The sequence below is a fragment of the Psychrilyobacter sp. genome, from assembly GCF_037132775.1.
Lineage (GTDB): Bacteria > Fusobacteriota > Fusobacteriia > Fusobacteriales > Fusobacteriaceae > Psychrilyobacter.
In genome coordinates this window covers 1-16917 of record NZ_JBAHZY010000150.1, presented here as the reverse complement: position 1 = coordinate 16917, position 16917 = coordinate 1, and the positions used below count along the sequence as shown (strand labels likewise).

Below are 16917 nucleotides of genomic sequence, written 5' to 3'. Positions count from 1 at the left end.
ATAAAAAGATATATTAATTTTTATAATAACGATAGAGGACATAGTTCTTTAGATTATGAAACACCTGCTAAGGTATATTTTGGTACTCAAAAAATTGCTTAAGTTTTTTCATAAACTGTTTGACAAACACGACCACCATAAACACAAGAAAAAATAACTGTCATTTTTGATATTGATTTTTTAAAAAATGGACAGAATGTATGGGAGGAAGAGATGGAACTTCTTTTAGATAAAATAGTAAAACAAAATAAAATTAAAACAAAATTTGGGAATGTAGCAAACTATATACCTGGATTGGATAAAGCAAAAAAGGAAGACCTGGGAATATGTTTATTGGACATGGATGGTAATAGATATGTATATGGTGATTATAATAAAAAATTTACTATTCAAAGTGTATCTAAACCTATAGCTTTGATGTTGGCTATGTTAGATAATGGGATAGATTATGTACTTTCCAAAGTGGGAACGGAGCCCACAGGAGATGCTTTTAATTCGATGATCAGGCTAGAGACGGCTATCATAAAAAAACCATATAATCCAATGATAAATGCCGGAGCCATAGCAGTTTCATCTATGATTAAGGGGGGAAACAAGGAAGACAAGTTTAATAGACTGCTGGAATTTTTCAAGGTGGTAACTGAAAATGATACTTTGACATATAGTGAGGAGATCTATTCAGGGGAAAATAGGACTGGAAATAAAAATAGAGCTATGGCTTATTTTATGAAGGATCAAGGAGTGATAGAGTCATCTGTAGAAGATAGTCTGGATGTATACTTTAAGCAGTGTTCCATAGAAGTAACTACGATAGACCTGGCTATGGTTGGGATGTTTTTAGCCAGAAACGGCAGATTATCTACCGGGGAGAAAATAATATCAGATTATGAAGCTAAGGTGGTAAAATCACTGATGATGACTTGTGGGATGTATGACGGATCGGGAGAGTTTGCTTTAAAAGTAGGAATACCATCTAAAAGTGGAGTAGGAGGAGGAATAATGTCTGTTCTTCCGAATAAGATGGGGATAGGAATATATGGTCCTGCTTTGGATAAAAAAGGCAACTCCATAGGTGGAGATGGAATATTAGAAGATCTGTCCAAGGAACTGGATCTAAGTATATTTTAAAAATCTATAGTTAGGTATAAGGATGAAGGAGGCTTTTATGGAAATAAAATTTTATAATCAAAATGCATTGGATAAAAAAAAATATTCGATAATCATTCCCTTGTATGAAGGAAAATTAGTTTTAGTTAAACATGAAGAAAGGGATACTCTGGAACTACCCGGCGGACATATAGAAAAAGGTGAAACGGCAGAGATGGCAGCTAAGAGGGAACTGTATGAGGAGAGTGGGGCAACCAGTTTTAAACTGACTTACCTATGTGATTATAGTGTAGAGAAAAACGGAGACTTAGGATACGGAAGTGTATTTATGGCCACAATAAACAAATTTGGGAATCTGCCTAATTTTGAGATGGAGGATAAATTTTTAGTGGGAGAAATCCCTGAAAATCTTACCTATCCAGAGATTCAGGGAGAATTTATAAAAAGATATTTGGTGAAAAATGGAGAAAATTTTGAATTTAAAGGCGAGATAAATTCGGGAGGGTAAATTGAATTTAGATAGAAATAAATTTTTGGAGGATAATAAAATTCATGATAGCTATCATGAATTTTTTACTTGGAAGATAATCCAAGAAATAGAGAGGATTATAGAAAGAATAACTAACTATACTCCTACCAAGAAAGACATATTTAAGGTGTTTAGAGAAGATCTGCATAAGGTGAAAGTGGTACTACTAGCCATGGATCCATATCCGCAGGAAGGGGGTAGCTACAGGTCTTGCTTTTGAAGTGGAAAAAGATTCTTGGATGGATAAAGGGATAAATACCTCGTTAAAAAATATGGTGAAATTGATATATAAAACCTATATGGGAAAGATACCAACAATAGACAGATTAAGAGAGGAAATAAAAAATAAAACCTTTGATATTCTGCCTCCTAATGAACTGTTTAAATCTTGGAAATCACAAGGAGTACTCTTACTAAATATTGCACTGACAGTGGAAATAGGGAATTCTGGAAGTCATATTAAATTATGGGGGGATTTCACAGAAAAACTCATAGGATTTATAGAGGAAAAAAATAATAATCTTATATTTTTACTTTGGGGAGCTAAAGCTGGGAAGTATAAAAGCTATATAAAAAGAGCTCAAATCATAGAACATAATCACCCTGCTATCTGTGGCAATTTAAAAAATTCAAAAGATTTTTTAAATGGTGAGAGTTTTGAGAAAACCAGGGAGATAATCCAGTGGATAGGAAATTAGAAAAACTAGTCACAAATTTAGGAGGGGAAAAAGAAATGAAATATTTTTTATTTACAGATCACCCCAAGAGTGGGTTAGATACAATCAATCAAGAAAAAGAGGAGAGAATCAGAAGTTATTTCAGCAGAATAGATACCATAGATACTGTGCTGACTTTGAAGGGGAAAGAGTACAAGACTGTTATAGACTATGCAATGTTTGCAAATTTAACTAATTTTGATTGCTTTAACTGTTTAGAACACTGTTGTGGAGATTCTCCGACAATATTTAATAAGAAAATTAGAAATTTTATATTGGAGAATAAGGAAAGTTATAATGAACTGACTAAGACCTTGGATATATTAGAAGAATTAGGTAATGATAGTAACGAAATCGAAGATATGATAAGAGAGGAGGACGTATTAATTCCTTCTAAATATCTAGGAAATGAGATAGATCTATGCGCCTGTGCATATACTCCTAAAAATGGTCAGACTCTATGTTCGTTGCACTCAATTTGTTTGGAGAAAAATATGAGTCCTAGGGAAATTATAGAAAATAAACCCCTCATATGTAGCATATGGCCACTTGAAATAATATTAGAGGAAGAAAGAAATACTCTCTATCTCACACTGCCAGATGATTTCACTAATAGTTTCACTATAGAAAATTTTTATACAAAATCTTGTATAAATATAGACTTTGCTATGAGTCCAATTTTTAGAAGGGAAAACCCAAATGGATTTCTCGAGGATGACTTTAAACCATTTATAGTTACCTATGGAGAAACACTGAAAAATATCCTAGGAAAGGATATTTACAATAGGATAAAAAATAAATTATTAGAGGGAAAAATACTCGCAAACGATGATTTTGTCATAGAAACAGAACAAATAAACAGAGTCCTAACATAAAAGAGTATAAAAAAATGATATCTTTTCGCAAAAAATGTTGCATTTTTTTAATACTTAGTTATATAATAGTTTTAAGGAACTTAATACTAAAAAAATTATCGGGGGATTTAAATTATGAATAAAGTAAGGTTAGAAGATATTCAAATGGCACAAAAGGTTTTAAAACCGATTATAAAAAATACATGTTTATTAGAATGTAAGGAGTTAAGTAAAATTACAGGGGGAAATGTTTTTTTGAAGACAGAAAATCTTCAATTGACTGGTTCTTTTAAGATTAGAGGAGCTTTTAATAAAATAAGTAAACTAACTGATGCAGAAAAAGACGCAGGTGTAATTGCATCTTCAGCTGGAAATCATGCCCAAGGAGTGGCACTTAGTGCAACTAAGTTGGGAATAAAATCAACTATAGTGATGCCTGAAACCGCACCATTATCAAAGGTATCAGCGACTAAAAATTTTGGTGCAGAGGTAGTATTGCATGGTTCTGTATATGACGACGCCTATGCAAAAGCCTGTGAGATTCAAAAAGAAACTGGAGCGACATTCTTACATCCCTTTGATGATAAGCATGTAATTGCAGGGCAAGGAACTATAGGATTAGAGATCTTGGATCAGCTAGAAAATGTAGATGCAGTTCTTGTACCAATCGGTGGAGGAGGACTCTTAGCTGGAATCTCTACTGCTATAAAAGCCATCAAGCCAAGTGTGAAAATAATCGGTGTAGAGGCAGCTCATGCCCCTTCTATGAAGAGTGCAATTGAAAAAGGTGAAATTTACACAATAGATACAAAAGCTACAATAGCTGATGGAATTGCTGTAAGAAGAGCAGGAGAATTAACTTATGAGATCATCAAAGAAAATGTAGATGAATTCGTAACTGTTACAGAAGCTGAGATAGCACGTGCTGTATTACTATTATTAGAAAAGGGTAAGATAGTAGCAGAGGGAGCAGGAGCAGTATCAGTAGCGGCACTTTTTAAGACTGATTTAGACCTTAAAGGTAAAAATATCGTATCTGTAATATCTGGTGGAAACTTAGATGTTAACCTTATGGAAAGAATCATCAACAAAGCGTTGATCGGTGAAAACAGAAGATTTACAATAATGGTGAAATTAGTAGATAAGGCAGGAGAGATGACTAAATTATTAGGATTGATAGCTGAATTAGAGGCTAATATCTTAACTTTAAATCAAACTATGCATGAAAATTCCCTTGCAATTGGTGAGCAGGAAGTAAAGCTTACTTTAGAAACTTTTGATAAGGTGCATACTGATAAAATTATAGCAAAATTAATTGAAGAAGGATATGAAATATTAGGTTAATTAGAAGTTGATATAGAGTTAGAGAAAGATCCAATATATATTGGATTTTTTTTTTCAGGCAGTTATAAATTTCCCTTGTTGTCAGCTTTTTCTTCCTTTACGATGTAAAGGGAGAAAAAGTCCGTAGGACGAGAGAGGGTACATATTGAGGAGGAAAAGACAGGTGGCAGAACTTAGGATACCCAGGGAAGGGGAAAGAGTAGAGTTGGAGAAGCAGTATGAGTGTCTAAGGAAGGGTTGTATATATGTAGAGGCATTGTTATCTGTGAGTTATAGTATGTTTAATAGCACTGCTGTCCCAAGGATAAGGTGTACTGTTGGTAATTTTTATTTGAATCCTGAGAGTAAGATCTGTGGTGATCTTAAAGAAATAAATGGGGAAAAGTAGGCGTTAGTGTAAAAAAAACAGACTGTTTTATATACAATAATAGTTTTTTTAAGTAGGGTGACAAAAAAGGAAAAACCCTATATAATATAGGAAACAATTTATAGAAAGGGAGTACTTATGTTAAAAATACATTTTGTTAGACATGGACAGACCGAATGGAACGTTATAAAAAAATTACAAGGACATCTCAACTCACCATTGACTGAGGAGGGAGTAGAGCAGACAGAACTTCTCTATGAAAAATTAAGGTATATTGATTTCACAAAGATCTATACCAGTCCCCAGGGAAGAGCGCTTCATACTGCTAGGATCTTAAGAGGGGATAAAGATATTGAAATCTCGGAACTACAAGATATTATGGAGATGGGATTTGGAGATGTAGAAGGGCTAGAAAAAGAAAAGTTTAAAGAAAAACATCCGGAACCTTTTATGAACCTGTGGACCGATGCTGTGAAATACGACCCAAGTGATTTTTCTGGAGAATCTTTTATAGAGGTAGAAAAAAGAGCCATAGAAGGATTAAAGAAATTGGTGGAAGCAAATAATAAAGCAGGAGATATCATGGTGATCAGTCATGGGATGATCTTAAAGGTTATATTCGGTTATGTATTGGGACATGGTTTGGATAAGTACTGGATAGATCCAGTACCTCAAAATACCAGTGTAACAATTATAAGTTATGATAACGGGAATTTTAAGATGGAAAATTTTTCCAATATAGATCATCTAGAAAATATAGAAGAGATAAACTATATATAGATATCCCCAGCTAGAAATCATGCTGCTTAATATAAATATGTGTTGAAATAAAAACTCAGATAAAAAGTCCGATAATCATTCATTATAAAATTTAAATTAAAAATAATAAAACCAAACCTAGTAAAAATAATATATATAGAATATAATGAACTGGTAATTTTTTTTACAATAATAAATAAATATAGAAGGAAGGTATAAGAAATGAAAATAGCTATTGGTAGTGATCATGGTGGATTTGAATTAAAAGAAAAAGTAATAAATTTTTTAACAATAAATGGATATGAAGTTCTAGATCTAGGATGCGACTCTATGGATTCTGTAGACTACCCTAAGTATGGAAGATTAGTAGGAGAAGCAGTAGTTGAAAAAAAAGCTGACAAAGGAATTGTAATCTGTGGAACAGGAATAGGAATTTCTATTGCTGCAAATAAAGTGAAGGGTGTAAGAGCTGCACTGTGTACAAACACAACGATGGCTAAATTGACTCGTGAACATAATGATGCCAATGTATTATCTATGGGAGCAAGAATGGTAGGAGATATCTTAGCTCTTGAAATGGTAGATGTATTTTTAACTACTAAATTCGAAGGTGGAAGACACCAGAAAAGAATAGATCAATTAGAAGGATAATTAGATAAAGTTTGCATTTTAGGAGGTAGAGTTTATGAGTACATTATTTACAAAAATAATTAACAGAGAAATTCCAGCATCCATTGTATATGAAACTGATAAGGTGATTGCCTTTAATGACATCAACCCACAAGCACCAGTTCATGTTTTAGTAGTTCCTAAAAAAGAGATACCTACATTAAATGATATTGAATCAAAAGATTCTGAATATTTAATGGAGATGTATAGAGCTATAAAAGAAATTACTAGAGATTTGAAGATTGCAGAAGATGGATACAGAGTAATAACAAATTGTAACAGCCACGGAGGGCAGGAAGTGTTTCATCTACACTTTCATATCTTAGGTGGAGAAAAATTAGGTTCCATGTTATGTTCAAAGGGTTAATATTTAGATAGAAAAATCAGGTTGTTTATGCCTGATTTTTTGATTTTGGTGGTAAAGATAAAAAATCAGGTGAAGGAACTTATATTTTTACTATGTGTTCTTTTAAAAGATTGGGAATTATTATTTTATATAGTATACTTTAATTATAACCCAATTTAATTTAATTATTTTTTAATAATATTAAAAATATATAATAAAATAGAAAAAGTCATAAGATTTTAAAGTCTCAATAGTGCAGTTCAAGAATATCTTACAGGGTATTTCTAAAGATCTTGAATCACACCATTTAGAATTTAAAGGGAGATTGAAGATGTTAGATTTAAGTAAATTATTGGGTTTTGATAAAGTAAATATCAAAACTAATATTCAAAGTTGTGTCAGAGAATATGGTATAGAATATGAAGGCGTCCGAATTATTTCTTCAAATGAAAGGTTTATTGTTTTAGAAACTTTAGAAAAGACTCATGTTATTCTTGCAACAAATTCAATTCAATATGTAGAGGAATTCAAACTTTATTAAAAACGGGGCTTAAATGCCTTTTTTTAATAAATAAATATATTACCAACCTATTGAAGTACAACAACAGGAAGAACATCTAGTATGAATATAACCTTTAGAAATGCCCATCATTATGACGGATTCTAAATTTTTATGAAATCCTAAATTAATATAAAATTCAAAATCAGTATAAAAAACTGAAAATATTCCAAATTTTTTGGGTAAGGTAGAACATTTAGCGAGTGAATCTTTTGAGTTTTAGTATTAATAAAAAAATGCATAATTAATCTCCCTATATTATAGTTTAAGAGATTATAACATAAAAATTAATAAATATAAAAAAATGTAATAATAATTTAATAAAACTAAAGTTAAATTAAGATTTAAAAGTATATATCAAGAGCGATTTAATGGTTGTTATACTAAAATTAAATTTATAGAATACGGATTAAATTATGATAAGACCCCTGAATAGGTTTATTAGATTATTCAACATTAAAAATTCTTTTTTTGATAAAATTTAGTGTATACTTATAAAAGATGAAGAAGAAAAAATAAATTTTTATTTATGACGAAGAATATGAATAAAATATATCAATTTAGAGTTGATATAAAAGGACTAAACCTCCAATTTGAAGGAGAGTACTGAATGAAAATAAAATAAATTTTTGGGAACTTCATTAGATACTTCAAAATATTTTTGAATGGAGAAACTATCATTTACATTAATGTTGTATTGATGAGAGTACAATATTATTGGATACAACATATGAAGGTTATGAACCAATGGAAGGGAAAGAAAATGATATAAAAGGTGAAATTTTAGAATATTATCAAAGACTTAATCCAAAAGATTTTACTAAAAAAGACATTAGGTCAATTAATGAAATTTTTGAAAATTGGAATAAATTAAATATATATAAAGGGGGGATCAGTGAATATAAACAGTGATACAAATTATAAGGTATATACACCGGATTATATAGCCAAAGAGATGATAGATAAAAGTTTAGATATATATTTTCATGGAGATTATAGAAAATACAAATTTGATAACCTCAGATGTGCTGATCTTTCGTGCGGGACTGGGAACCTTTTAATACCCCTTATACAAACTATCATGGAATTGTACAAGGTAAAATTAGGAGAGTATTGCTATAATAATTCATGGATTACAGGCTATGATATAGACGAAAAAGCACTCTTGATTTGCAAAAATAATGTTTTAAAGATGTTGAGGAAATATGATATTAAAAGTAAAAATATAAATTTAATAGAAAATAATTCTCTTCTGGAGGAGATTGACGGTACTTATGATATTGTTTTAGGAAATCCTCCTTATTTTGGGGAGAAAAATAATAAAGAGATATTTACAGATATGAAAGAATATAAATTTGGAAAAGAAAATTATGAGGGAAAGATGGATTATGCTTATTTTTTTATTGCAAAGGGAATCGATGCCCTAAAACATGGAGGAGTGCTGACCTATATAACCACAAATTATTGGTTTAAAGCTGATCATGCTAAAAAAATGAGGGAGAAGATAAAAAAACATACTACTTTTAAATATATAAATAATTATAACAGGTCTCTTTTTAAGGATGCTGTAGGGCAGCATAATGTTGTTTTTACCCTGACAAAGGAAAAAATAAAATGTAGATTAGAAGTGATAGATGACAGGAAAAAATATTATATAGACAGTGATAAAATTTATAACTACAGGGATAAGATTATCTTAGCTAAAAAAGAGGATTTAGAACGATTGGATAAGATGTATAATGGCAGAACACATTGTTTAGGAGAACTCCTAAACATAAACCAAGGTATAGTCAGCGGGTATGACAGGGCCTTTGTTTTTGATTCCTATGAGAAAAAATATAGTGAATATTTAAAACCATTTTATAAAAATAAAGATATAGATCAATACTCCTACAGTTCCAACAAATATTGGATCCTCTATCTAGACTATAAGGTGACTCTAGATAAAAAACTGGCTAAACATATGAGTCCACATAAGAAACGACTGAGCAGGAGGAGGGAAGTTTCAAAATCTATTATCAATTGGTGGAAACTTCAGTGGGCTAGGGATGAAAAAATATTTAATGTACCTAAAATAATAGGTAGACAGAGATCTAAGATAAATAAGTTTTCATATTCAGAGGGAGAATTTTATGGAAGTGCAGATATATATTATCTTACTCCCAAAGAAAAAGATATAAATTTATTCTATATTCTAGGTTACCTAAATTCTATAGTTTTTTATGATTGGTTTAGATATAACGGGAAGATGAAAGGAGATAATTTAGAGCTCTACGCCACCCCTCTAAAGGAAACACCTATATATTACACTAAAGATAAGAGTGAGATCGCTTATATTGAAAAACTGGTGAAAAATCAGATTAAATATTATGAGGAGGAGACTCAAAAATTAATAGATCAGTATTTTTATAACTCAAAATATGGAAAATAAAGTATAAGATATAGATTCTTTGGCTAGTTTCAAAATCAAAATCTGGATTTTAAAATTACATGTGATTAACAGAATTCAGCATTAAAAAGCCTTATTCAAAAAATAAAAACCCTCCCAGATTACTGTAATCTGGGAGGGTTTTTATTCTAATGAAAAATCTTAATATTATTAGTAAAGATTTTTATAAATATTTACTATATCTGTTCTTTCTAAAGGAACATAGTTGTTAGCTAAAAGTCTTTGCTGACCTGAAATTACTGCATCTGCAAATCCTTCTATTTCCTCTTCCTTCATTCCATATTCTTTTAATGGTTTTCTTGAAAGAAGTTTATCTAAAACATTAGATAAGGCTGCATAAACGTCCTCTCCTGCCGGAACATTCATAATGTCAGCTAGGACTTTATTAACTTCACTTATCTTACCTTTTGGATCTTTAGCTAAGTACGTTTTGAATACTTCTGTAAAGAATTGATAGTTAGCTTCTCCATGGGGAACATGATACACTCCCCCTAAAGGATAAGACAGTGCATGAACTGCTCCTACTCCTGCATTTCCAAATGCTATTCCTGCATAGTTACTTCCTATCATAAAGTCTTCTATGATCTCCTTTCTATACTCTTCTCCCTTTTCTAAAATTTGCATATATCCCTTCAAGATCATCTCGATTGCTTTTACACTAAATATTTCAGTGTACATATTTGCTTTTGGAGATACATAGGCTTCTATAGCATGGATCAAAGCATCTATTGAGCTTGTCACGAAGAATTTATACGGTAGATTCATAAGTAACTCTGGAATCAATACTGCACTTTCAGGATAAAGCTGATCTACAGCTAATCCCATCTTAGTTCTTTTCGATTTTATTTCAGAGATAGCAATATTTGTTACTTCACTTCCTGTTCCACAAGTTGTAGGAACAATTACTAATTCTCTTACTTTCTTTATTTTCACTGTTTTTTCAAAATAATTCAAGCAATCTTTAGTATCTTCTAATATCAATAATTTTGAGATATCGATAACAGATCCTCCACCTACTGCAACTACTCTTTTTATATCTTTTCCTCTGATAGCGTCCATAATATGGTTGATAGTTTCATCTGATGGTTCTCCTGTACCAAAACATTCAAAGAATAAATTTTCAGATTCTAAGTTTAAACTTTTCATATAATTATCAAAAAGGAAGTCATGAGTAAAAAGTAAGTCACCTTTTCCTATTTTAAATTCTACAGCAAACTCTTTAAATGTATCGAACTTATGTATTTCTGGTTGTATTTTTAAAAGTCTCATTTATTTTCCCCCCCTATCCCCAAATTTGTTCATCAGTTGGAACTACAACGTCTTCTATAAGTAAACCTATTCTAGAAATATTTATTAAATGCTTGTAATCTAAGTTTTCTGAGATAACATTATTTCCCCAAGTTCCACAACCTAATGTAGTTGTAGGAGCAAATCCGTTAAATAAAGATCCTCCAGCAGTTGTTGAAGATGGAGCATTTACAACTAATCTACTGATTGTTAATAAGTTTCCAGCTAATTCAATGTTTTCTATGTTATCTGAATGAATTGCTGCTGTATGTCCTTTTCCTTCAAGGTCTAAATTTGTCTGAGCAATGTTAATTGCATCTTCGATAGTATCATATTCAAAAGCTGAAAGTACAGGACACATTTTTTCCTTACAAAGAAGATCTTCTGCTCCTATTCCACTAGCTTTTAAAAGGATAACTTTAGCTTCTTTTGGAACTACTACTCCTGCCATCTCCGCAACTCTAGCAACTGATTGACCTACAACATCTTTATTCATATGTCCGTTTTCAAACATTGTATCTCTAAATTTTTGAATATCAGAAGGATTATCTATATAGTAAGCTCCATTTCTAACCATAGCATCTATAACTGTTTTATAATCTGATTTTGGAGCAATTACTGTCTGCTCTCCAGAACAAATTATACCATTATCGAATTTTCTACCAGCAACAATTTTAGCTGCTGCTTCATCATAGTTAACACCTTTGTCTATAATTACTTGAACATTTCCTGCTCCTACACCAAATGAAGGTTTCCCACTTGAATATGCAGCTTTAACCATTCCCATTCCACCAGTTGCAAGAACAACATCCACTTTTCCCATCAATTCATTTGTATAAGTTAAAGATGGTTCAGTGATTACTTGGATAGCATCCTTTGGACATCTGATTTTGTTATCTACTAAAGCTTTATTGATTCTAGAAACTGTTTCAGTAGTACAACCTTTAGACCTAGGATGTGGAGCTATAATAATTGCATTTCCACCTTTTAAAGCGAACATGGCATTGCACATAGGTGTTACTATTGGATTTGTTGTAGGAGTAACTGCTCCAACTATTCCAACAGGTTTAGCTACCATAATAAGATTTTTTTCTAAATCTCTTCCAATGATTCCTACACTTTTTTTATCTTTTAGGTTGTTCCAGATAGTTTTAGATTTTCCTTTGTTTTTTCCTACTTTGTCTTCATATACACCCATTCTAGTTTCATCTATAGCCATTCTTGCAAGTTCTTCAGCATTGTCGTATACAGTTTTTCCAATTGTTTTTACTATGGCATCTAGCTCTTCTTGGCTGTATGTTGCCAATTTATTTTGAGCTTCCTTAGCTTTTTGAATCATTTCGTCGATATAATTTTTTGAATCCATTTTGTTGTTCCTCCTTTAAAGTAAGTTGCTTTATATTTTTTGTACAATTGTTAATTTTTTTAATTCTATCTATTCTTAAATTGAGCCCTATGTTAATTTTATTTTTTCATTGTTCCTGTTTCTAAAAAGTTAGAATGCCATGAAAGAGCTTCTTCTAAAATATGGGGAGTATGACAATTATGGCAGACTTCACAGGCTCTATCAAAATAATCTTTCATTTGTTCTTTGAAATCTGGATGTACACAATTTTCAATAACGACTCTTGCTTTTTCTTTTGGACTGAGTCCACGAAGATCAGCGACACCTTGTTCTGTAACTAATATCATAGTGTCATGTTCTGTATGATCTACATGGGAAACCATAGGTACGATAGATGAAATTTTTCCGTTTTTAGCAGTAGAACTTGTACTAAAGATTGTTAAATATGCATTTCTGGCAAAGTCACCAGATCCTCCAATACCATTCATTATCTTAGTTCCCATTATATGAGTAGAGTTTATATTTCCATAGATATCCGCTTCGATAGCTGTATTCATTGCAATTACACCTAATTTTCTTGCCATTTCTGGACTGTTTGAGATCTCTAATGGTCTCAAAATTATTTTATCTTTAAAGAATTCTATATTGTCTCTGAATAATTTAAGACCTTTAGGAGAAGGACTTATAGAGCAAGCTGATGCTTTTATTATTTTTCCACACAGCATGAGTTCAAGCATTGCATCCTGTAAAACTTCTGTATAGCAAACTAAATTTTCAAAGTTTGAATCACACAAACCAGCAAGAACAGCATTTGCAACATTTCCTACACCAGATTGAAGAGGAAGTAAACTATTAGTCAATCTTCCTAAAGCAACTTCTTTTTCTAAAAAACCAATAATGTTTTTAGAGATAGCTCTATCTGTATCACAAATTGGTGCTAGGTCTCTTACATGATCTTCTAGATCGGAAAATACAATAGCTGCAATTTTGTCTTTATCGCATACTATGTATGGTGTTCCAATTCTATCTCCAGGAGCTTCTATAGGTATATGAGTTCTCCTAGGTGGATTTTCAAGCATGTATATATCTGACATACCCTCTAATTCTATTGGTTGTTTTGAACTTATTTCAACTATGATCTTCTTTGCACTCTTTAAAAATGATGGTGAGTTTCCTACTGCACTTGTAGGAATTATATTTCCATCTTCTGTGATAGCTATTGCTTCTATGATAGCTACATCTACTCTTGGTAATGCTCCATAGTTTAAATATTGAGATGAATGGCTAAGATGCATATCAAGATATTCTACTTTTCCACAATTTATTTCTTGTCTGAGTTTTTTATTGGTCTGATATGGAAGTCTCTTAGCAATAATTCCTGCTTCTGCCCATGCTCCATCTACTTCTGGTCCAAGGGAAGCACCGGAGTAAAGCGTTAATTTCATTATTTCTTTACTCTCTTTTACTCTTTCTGCAAGAGCAAGAGGAACAACCTTAGGATAACCAGAAGGAGTAAATCCACTGGTACCTACAACCATACCATTTTTTATTATTTTACAAGCTTCCATTGGGCTCATAATTTTTTCTTTGAGTTTTTCATTTCTAATTCTAGATTGCATCTATTACACCCCTTTATTAAAAAATATTATACTTAATTGACTGTTACATTGGTAGGTTATGTAAAATTATTGTAAATAATACTATTCCAAATAGAGCAAATGGATATGTAGCAGCGTATCCTGTTGCAGGATCATCGGTACCAATAACATCTACAGCTACTCCAAGACCAGGAGTAGAAGTCATCCCACCACATATTGCTCCTGAAAGCATGATCCAGTTAATTTTAAATACATATTTCCCCACAAGGAAACCTGAAAACATAGATAAAACTCCGACTGCGATAGCAACTATACATAGATAGAACCCTGCACCTGTTAGAGAGTTAATGGCAGCATAACCATATCTTAAACCTACGATACCAAGGAAGAATGTAAGAGATATATCTCTTATGACACCAAGAATTTTTTTATCCATTCTAAAAGTCATAAATCCTAATTTTCCTATATGTCCAAAGAAGATAGAGGAAAGTAAGATCCCTCCTGTAGAGCCAAGACTAAAGTATCCTAAATAACCAAGATTTACCTTGAACATCCCAAATGTATAGCCGAGAATACAGACGAAAGAAAAGGCAATGAGATCAAAAGTTACTGAGTCAATATGTTTGATATTTACTTTTTTTCTTGCTTCTGCCATTTCTAATTGAAATTGACGATGTTCTTCATCTAAATCTAGTTTAAATATTTTTGGAAATAATTTCATGGCTAAGATTACTATGAGAACTCCAAATGGATAGCCGATAGCATGACCTACCCCTACTCCAGCTTCTGCATCAATAATAAATTCTTCTTTCTGTTCTGAAGATAAAGTCGGAGTATTTTCTGGTGTTAGAGTACCATTAGAATTTAATATATTGAGCAGTATCTCTTTATTACGATGACTAAGGGTTGAATATCCCGCAGTCCATTCTTTGGCGTGCTCCCTGGATGTTTCAATTGCAGCAGCCAGCCCAGGGGAACTTGTAAGAGCACCTGTGTAAACTCCTGAAACTTCATATGGATTTGCTTTATTGCTTAAAATAGTAAGAGTGTAAGTTGTTCCAGCTCCTATAAAAACAATGAGAAGTCCTAATACAACAAATTTTGTACCGTATGTTTTAAGTATAAGTGATATTTTATCAGCTGCCAGAAGTCCCACTGCAGCTACAAAAAGAATTAAAAATAAACTAAAGAATTTTTTATCAATAACACTGATCTTTAGCATAGAACTAAATGTAGAAGCGTATGCTCCTTGTGCATTTATTACGTTATTGGCTAACCTTACCACTAGTCACCCTATTCCTAATCCAGAGAACAGAGCTCCAGAGGTTCCAATTTTTAACAGTTTTCCTAAAATTAATCCTGTAAAAATTGTTATAAACATAAGAATAAAAGGATTAGTTAACCAATGAATAGTTTTAAAGACAAACATATATATATCCCTTAAAAGTTATTTTTTTCACTCTAATTTTTTATCTTTAGGTGAGACAATTGTCTCACCTAAAGTAAAAATAAAATTTAAAACTTACAGTGGTACCTTTCTTCCCAATTTTTAATGAGATTTTTTCTGAAATTAGGATGAGAAATGTTTATTAATATTCGACCTCTTTCCTTGACGGTTTTCCCCTTAAGTCTGGCAATACCATATTCGGTTACTATATAATCTACATCATTTCTAGATGTAGTTACGATAGCACCCTCATCTAAGACAGATACTATACGTGATATCTTTCCTTTAGCAGCAGTAGAAGGTATCGCAATAATTGATTTTCCGCCTTTACTCATAGTAGCTCCTCTAACAAAATCTACCTGTCCGCCTACCCCACTAATCTGATTATATCCTATAGATTCTGAACACACTTGACCAGTTAGGTCTAGCTGTACACAAGAATTAATAGAGATCATCTTATCATTTTTAGCTATTATTACAGGGTCGTTTACATAGTCCACTGGATGGAATTCAACCAAAGGATTATTGTCTACATAATCGTAGAGTGCCTTAGTTCCCATTACAAAGGTAACAATCATCTTTCCTTTGTGAAAGTTTTTAGCTTTGTTATTTATAACACCAGATTTTACTAAGTCTAGAACACCATCAGAGATCATCTCAGAATGAATCCCTAGATCTTTTTTATCTTTTAAAAACAGAAGTGCCGCATCTGGAATAGCACCTATCCCAAGCTGAAGTGTAGAACCATCCTCAATGAGAGATGCACAATTTTTCCCGATAGCTTTTTCAATTTCGCCAATTCTAGGAGGCTTTAATTCTATTAGAGGTTCGGAGTGTTCAACTATATGATCTATGTCTGAGATATGGATAAAGGAATCTCCCATAGTTCTTGGCATATATTCATTTACTTGAGCAATGACAACCTTTGCATTTTCTGCAGCTGACTTTATATAATCGATAGATATTCCCATACTGCAGTTTCCATGTTCATCTGGGAGACTTGTTTGAATTAAAGCCACACCTACTGGAAGATGACCATCTCTAAATAATTTGGGAACTTCATGGAAATAACATGTAGTAAAATCAGCTCTTCCATCTTGAACTGCTTTTCTGGTACTGGCTCCTGCAAATAATGCATTATGAGTAAAATGTTTTTTCATATCATCATTAACATACTCAGCTTTTCCCATGGCAACCATATGAACTATCTCTAAATTCTCAAATTTTTCTTTGTTTTTAATTAAAGCATCTACTAAAATTTTTGGTTCAGCACATGCATGAGCTACTACTACTCTACTTTTTGAATTTATATTTAAAATTGCTTCATCTGGAGATACTAATTTTTCTTTGTACAGCTCTTTCCAGTCCATCTCTTTCACTCCTTTATTGTATATATAATATTTAAGTATTTTTTTTAGCTAAAAGTTTTTTTGCCATCTCTATGAGATCCTCTGAAACTCCAGTCTCTAAAACAACATCTTTAACCCCTATATCCTCTAAAATAATTATTTTTTTCACATTTTCTTTTGTAGTAGAATTAG

Annotated in this window: 18 protein-coding genes; 13 read left to right on the top strand and 5 right to left on the bottom strand. The window is 31.9% G+C overall.

The annotated features are described in order from the left end of the window. Nucleotides 1–213 precede the first annotated feature (213 nt). From glsA to V5784_RS11780, 13 genes are all read left to right on the top strand, one after another. A complete protein-coding gene (gene glsA, locus V5784_RS11840; RefSeq protein ID WP_336889230.1) occupies nt 214–1128 on the top strand; it encodes a glutaminase A in 915 nt (304 codons plus the stop codon). A gap of 37 nt (nt 1129–1165) precedes the next feature. Beyond that, entirely contained in the window at nt 1166–1615 is a 450-nt protein-coding gene (locus V5784_RS11835) for an NUDIX domain-containing protein (protein WP_336889229.1), read from the top strand. A gap of 1 nt (nt 1616) precedes the next feature. Further along, nucleotides 1617–1856 (top strand): hypothetical protein, encoded by a 240-nt coding sequence (locus V5784_RS11830; RefSeq protein WP_336889228.1) that lies wholly within the window; start codon nt 1617–1619, stop codon nt 1854–1856. A gap of 19 nt (nt 1857–1875) precedes the next feature. Continuing rightward, nucleotides 1876–2334: a hypothetical protein gene (locus V5784_RS11825; RefSeq protein WP_336889227.1), complete on the top strand. Its 459-nt coding sequence runs from the start codon at nt 1876–1878 to the stop codon at nt 2332–2334. After that, nucleotides 2319–3227, top strand: coding sequence for a hypothetical protein (locus V5784_RS11820; RefSeq protein ID WP_336889226.1), 909 nt, complete (start codon nt 2319–2321; stop codon nt 3225–3227). Before V5784_RS11825 ends, V5784_RS11820 begins: the two co-directional genes overlap by 16 nt. Before the next feature lie 114 nt (nt 3228–3341). Further along, a complete protein-coding gene (gene ilvA, locus V5784_RS11815) occupies nt 3342–4550 on the top strand; it encodes a threonine ammonia-lyase (RefSeq protein WP_336889225.1) in 1209 nt (402 codons plus the stop codon). A gap of 163 nt (nt 4551–4713) precedes the next feature. Beyond that, nucleotides 4714–4938 (top strand): hypothetical protein, encoded by a 225-nt coding sequence (locus V5784_RS11810; protein ID WP_336889224.1) that lies wholly within the window; start codon nt 4714–4716, stop codon nt 4936–4938. A 117-nt stretch (nt 4939–5055) separates the two neighbouring features. Next, nucleotides 5056–5697: a histidine phosphatase family protein gene (locus V5784_RS11805; protein ID WP_336889223.1), complete on the top strand. Its 642-nt coding sequence runs from the start codon at nt 5056–5058 to the stop codon at nt 5695–5697. 201 nt (nt 5698–5898) lie between these two features. After that, on the top strand, nt 5899–6327 hold the full coding sequence (rpiB, locus tag V5784_RS11800) for a ribose 5-phosphate isomerase B (RefSeq protein ID WP_336889222.1): 429 nt from the start codon (nt 5899–5901) through the stop codon (nt 6325–6327). Between the two features lie 34 nt (nt 6328–6361). After that, entirely contained in the window at nt 6362–6712 is a 351-nt protein-coding gene (locus V5784_RS11795) for a histidine triad nucleotide-binding protein (protein WP_336889221.1), read from the top strand. Between the two features lie 310 nt (nt 6713–7022). Next, nucleotides 7023–7232: a hypothetical protein gene (locus V5784_RS11790; RefSeq protein WP_336889220.1), complete on the top strand. Its 210-nt coding sequence runs from the start codon at nt 7023–7025 to the stop codon at nt 7230–7232. A gap of 735 nt (nt 7233–7967) precedes the next feature. Continuing rightward, nucleotides 7968–8162, top strand: a complete 195-nt coding sequence (locus V5784_RS11785; RefSeq protein WP_336889219.1) for a hypothetical protein — start codon at nt 7968–7970, stop codon at nt 8160–8162. After that, on the top strand, nt 8146–9681 hold the full coding sequence (locus tag V5784_RS11780) for a TaqI-like C-terminal specificity domain-containing protein (protein ID WP_336889218.1): 1536 nt from the start codon (nt 8146–8148) through the stop codon (nt 9679–9681). The genes V5784_RS11785 and V5784_RS11780 overlap by 17 nt, the downstream gene beginning before the upstream one ends. Before the next feature lie 168 nt (nt 9682–9849). Here V5784_RS11780 and V5784_RS11775 read toward each other — a convergent pair whose 3' ends face one another. The 5 genes from V5784_RS11775 to V5784_RS11755 all read right to left on the bottom strand — a co-directional run bounded on the left by V5784_RS11775 (nt 9850) and on the right by V5784_RS11755 (nt 16746). Beyond that, entirely contained in the window at nt 9850–10968 is a 1119-nt protein-coding gene (locus tag V5784_RS11775; RefSeq protein ID WP_336889217.1) for a 4-hydroxybutyrate dehydrogenase, read from the bottom strand. Nucleotides 10969–10981: 13 nt separating this feature from the next. Then, complete coding sequence (locus V5784_RS11770; RefSeq protein ID WP_336889216.1) at nt 10982–12352, bottom strand: aldehyde dehydrogenase family protein; 1371 nt, start codon at nt 12350–12352, stop codon at nt 10982–10984. Nucleotides 12353–12450: 98 nt separating this feature from the next. Then, on the bottom strand, nt 12451–13950 hold the full coding sequence (locus tag V5784_RS11765; protein WP_336889215.1) for an acetyl-CoA hydrolase/transferase family protein: 1500 nt from the start codon (nt 13948–13950) through the stop codon (nt 12451–12453). Between the two features lie 43 nt (nt 13951–13993). Further along, on the bottom strand, nt 13994–15214 hold the full coding sequence (locus V5784_RS11760) for a hypothetical protein (RefSeq protein ID WP_336889214.1): 1221 nt from the start codon (nt 15212–15214) through the stop codon (nt 13994–13996). A 230-nt stretch (nt 15215–15444) separates the two neighbouring features. Beyond that, complete coding sequence (locus V5784_RS11755) at nt 15445–16746, bottom strand: acetyl-CoA hydrolase/transferase C-terminal domain-containing protein (protein WP_336889213.1); 1302 nt, start codon at nt 16744–16746, stop codon at nt 15445–15447. Nucleotides 16747–16917 lie beyond the last annotated feature (171 nt).

Bases quoted from the DNA above. Each gene is read 5' to 3' on its own strand.
- V5784_RS11755 (WP_336889213.1), bottom strand. From the start codon at position 16,746: ATGGACTGGAAAGAGCTGTACAAAGAAAAATTAGTATCTCCAGATGAA.
- rpiB (WP_336889222.1), top strand. From the start codon at position 5,899: ATGAAAATAGCTATTGGTAGTGATCATGGTGGATTTGAATTAAAAGAA.
- glsA (WP_336889230.1), top strand. From the start codon at position 214: ATGGAACTTCTTTTAGATAAAATAGTAAAACAAAATAAAATTAAAACA.
- V5784_RS11765 (WP_336889215.1), bottom strand. From the start codon at position 13,950: ATGCAATCTAGAATTAGAAATGAAAAACTCAAAGAAAAAATTATGAGC.
- ilvA (WP_336889225.1), top strand. From the start codon at position 3,342: ATGAATAAAGTAAGGTTAGAAGATATTCAAATGGCACAAAAGGTTTTA.
- V5784_RS11825 (WP_336889227.1), top strand. From the start codon at position 1,876: ATGGATAAAGGGATAAATACCTCGTTAAAAAATATGGTGAAATTGATA.
- V5784_RS11835 (WP_336889229.1), top strand. From the start codon at position 1,166: ATGGAAATAAAATTTTATAATCAAAATGCATTGGATAAAAAAAAATAT.
- V5784_RS11770 (WP_336889216.1), bottom strand. From the start codon at position 12,352: ATGGATTCAAAAAATTATATCGACGAAATGATTCAAAAAGCTAAGGAA.
- V5784_RS11795 (WP_336889221.1), top strand. From the start codon at position 6,362: ATGAGTACATTATTTACAAAAATAATTAACAGAGAAATTCCAGCATCC.
- V5784_RS11790 (WP_336889220.1), top strand. From the start codon at position 7,023: ATGTTAGATTTAAGTAAATTATTGGGTTTTGATAAAGTAAATATCAAA.
- V5784_RS11775 (WP_336889217.1), bottom strand. From the start codon at position 10,968: ATGAGACTTTTAAAAATACAACCAGAAATACATAAGTTCGATACATTT.
- V5784_RS11805 (WP_336889223.1), top strand. From the start codon at position 5,056: ATGTTAAAAATACATTTTGTTAGACATGGACAGACCGAATGGAACGTT.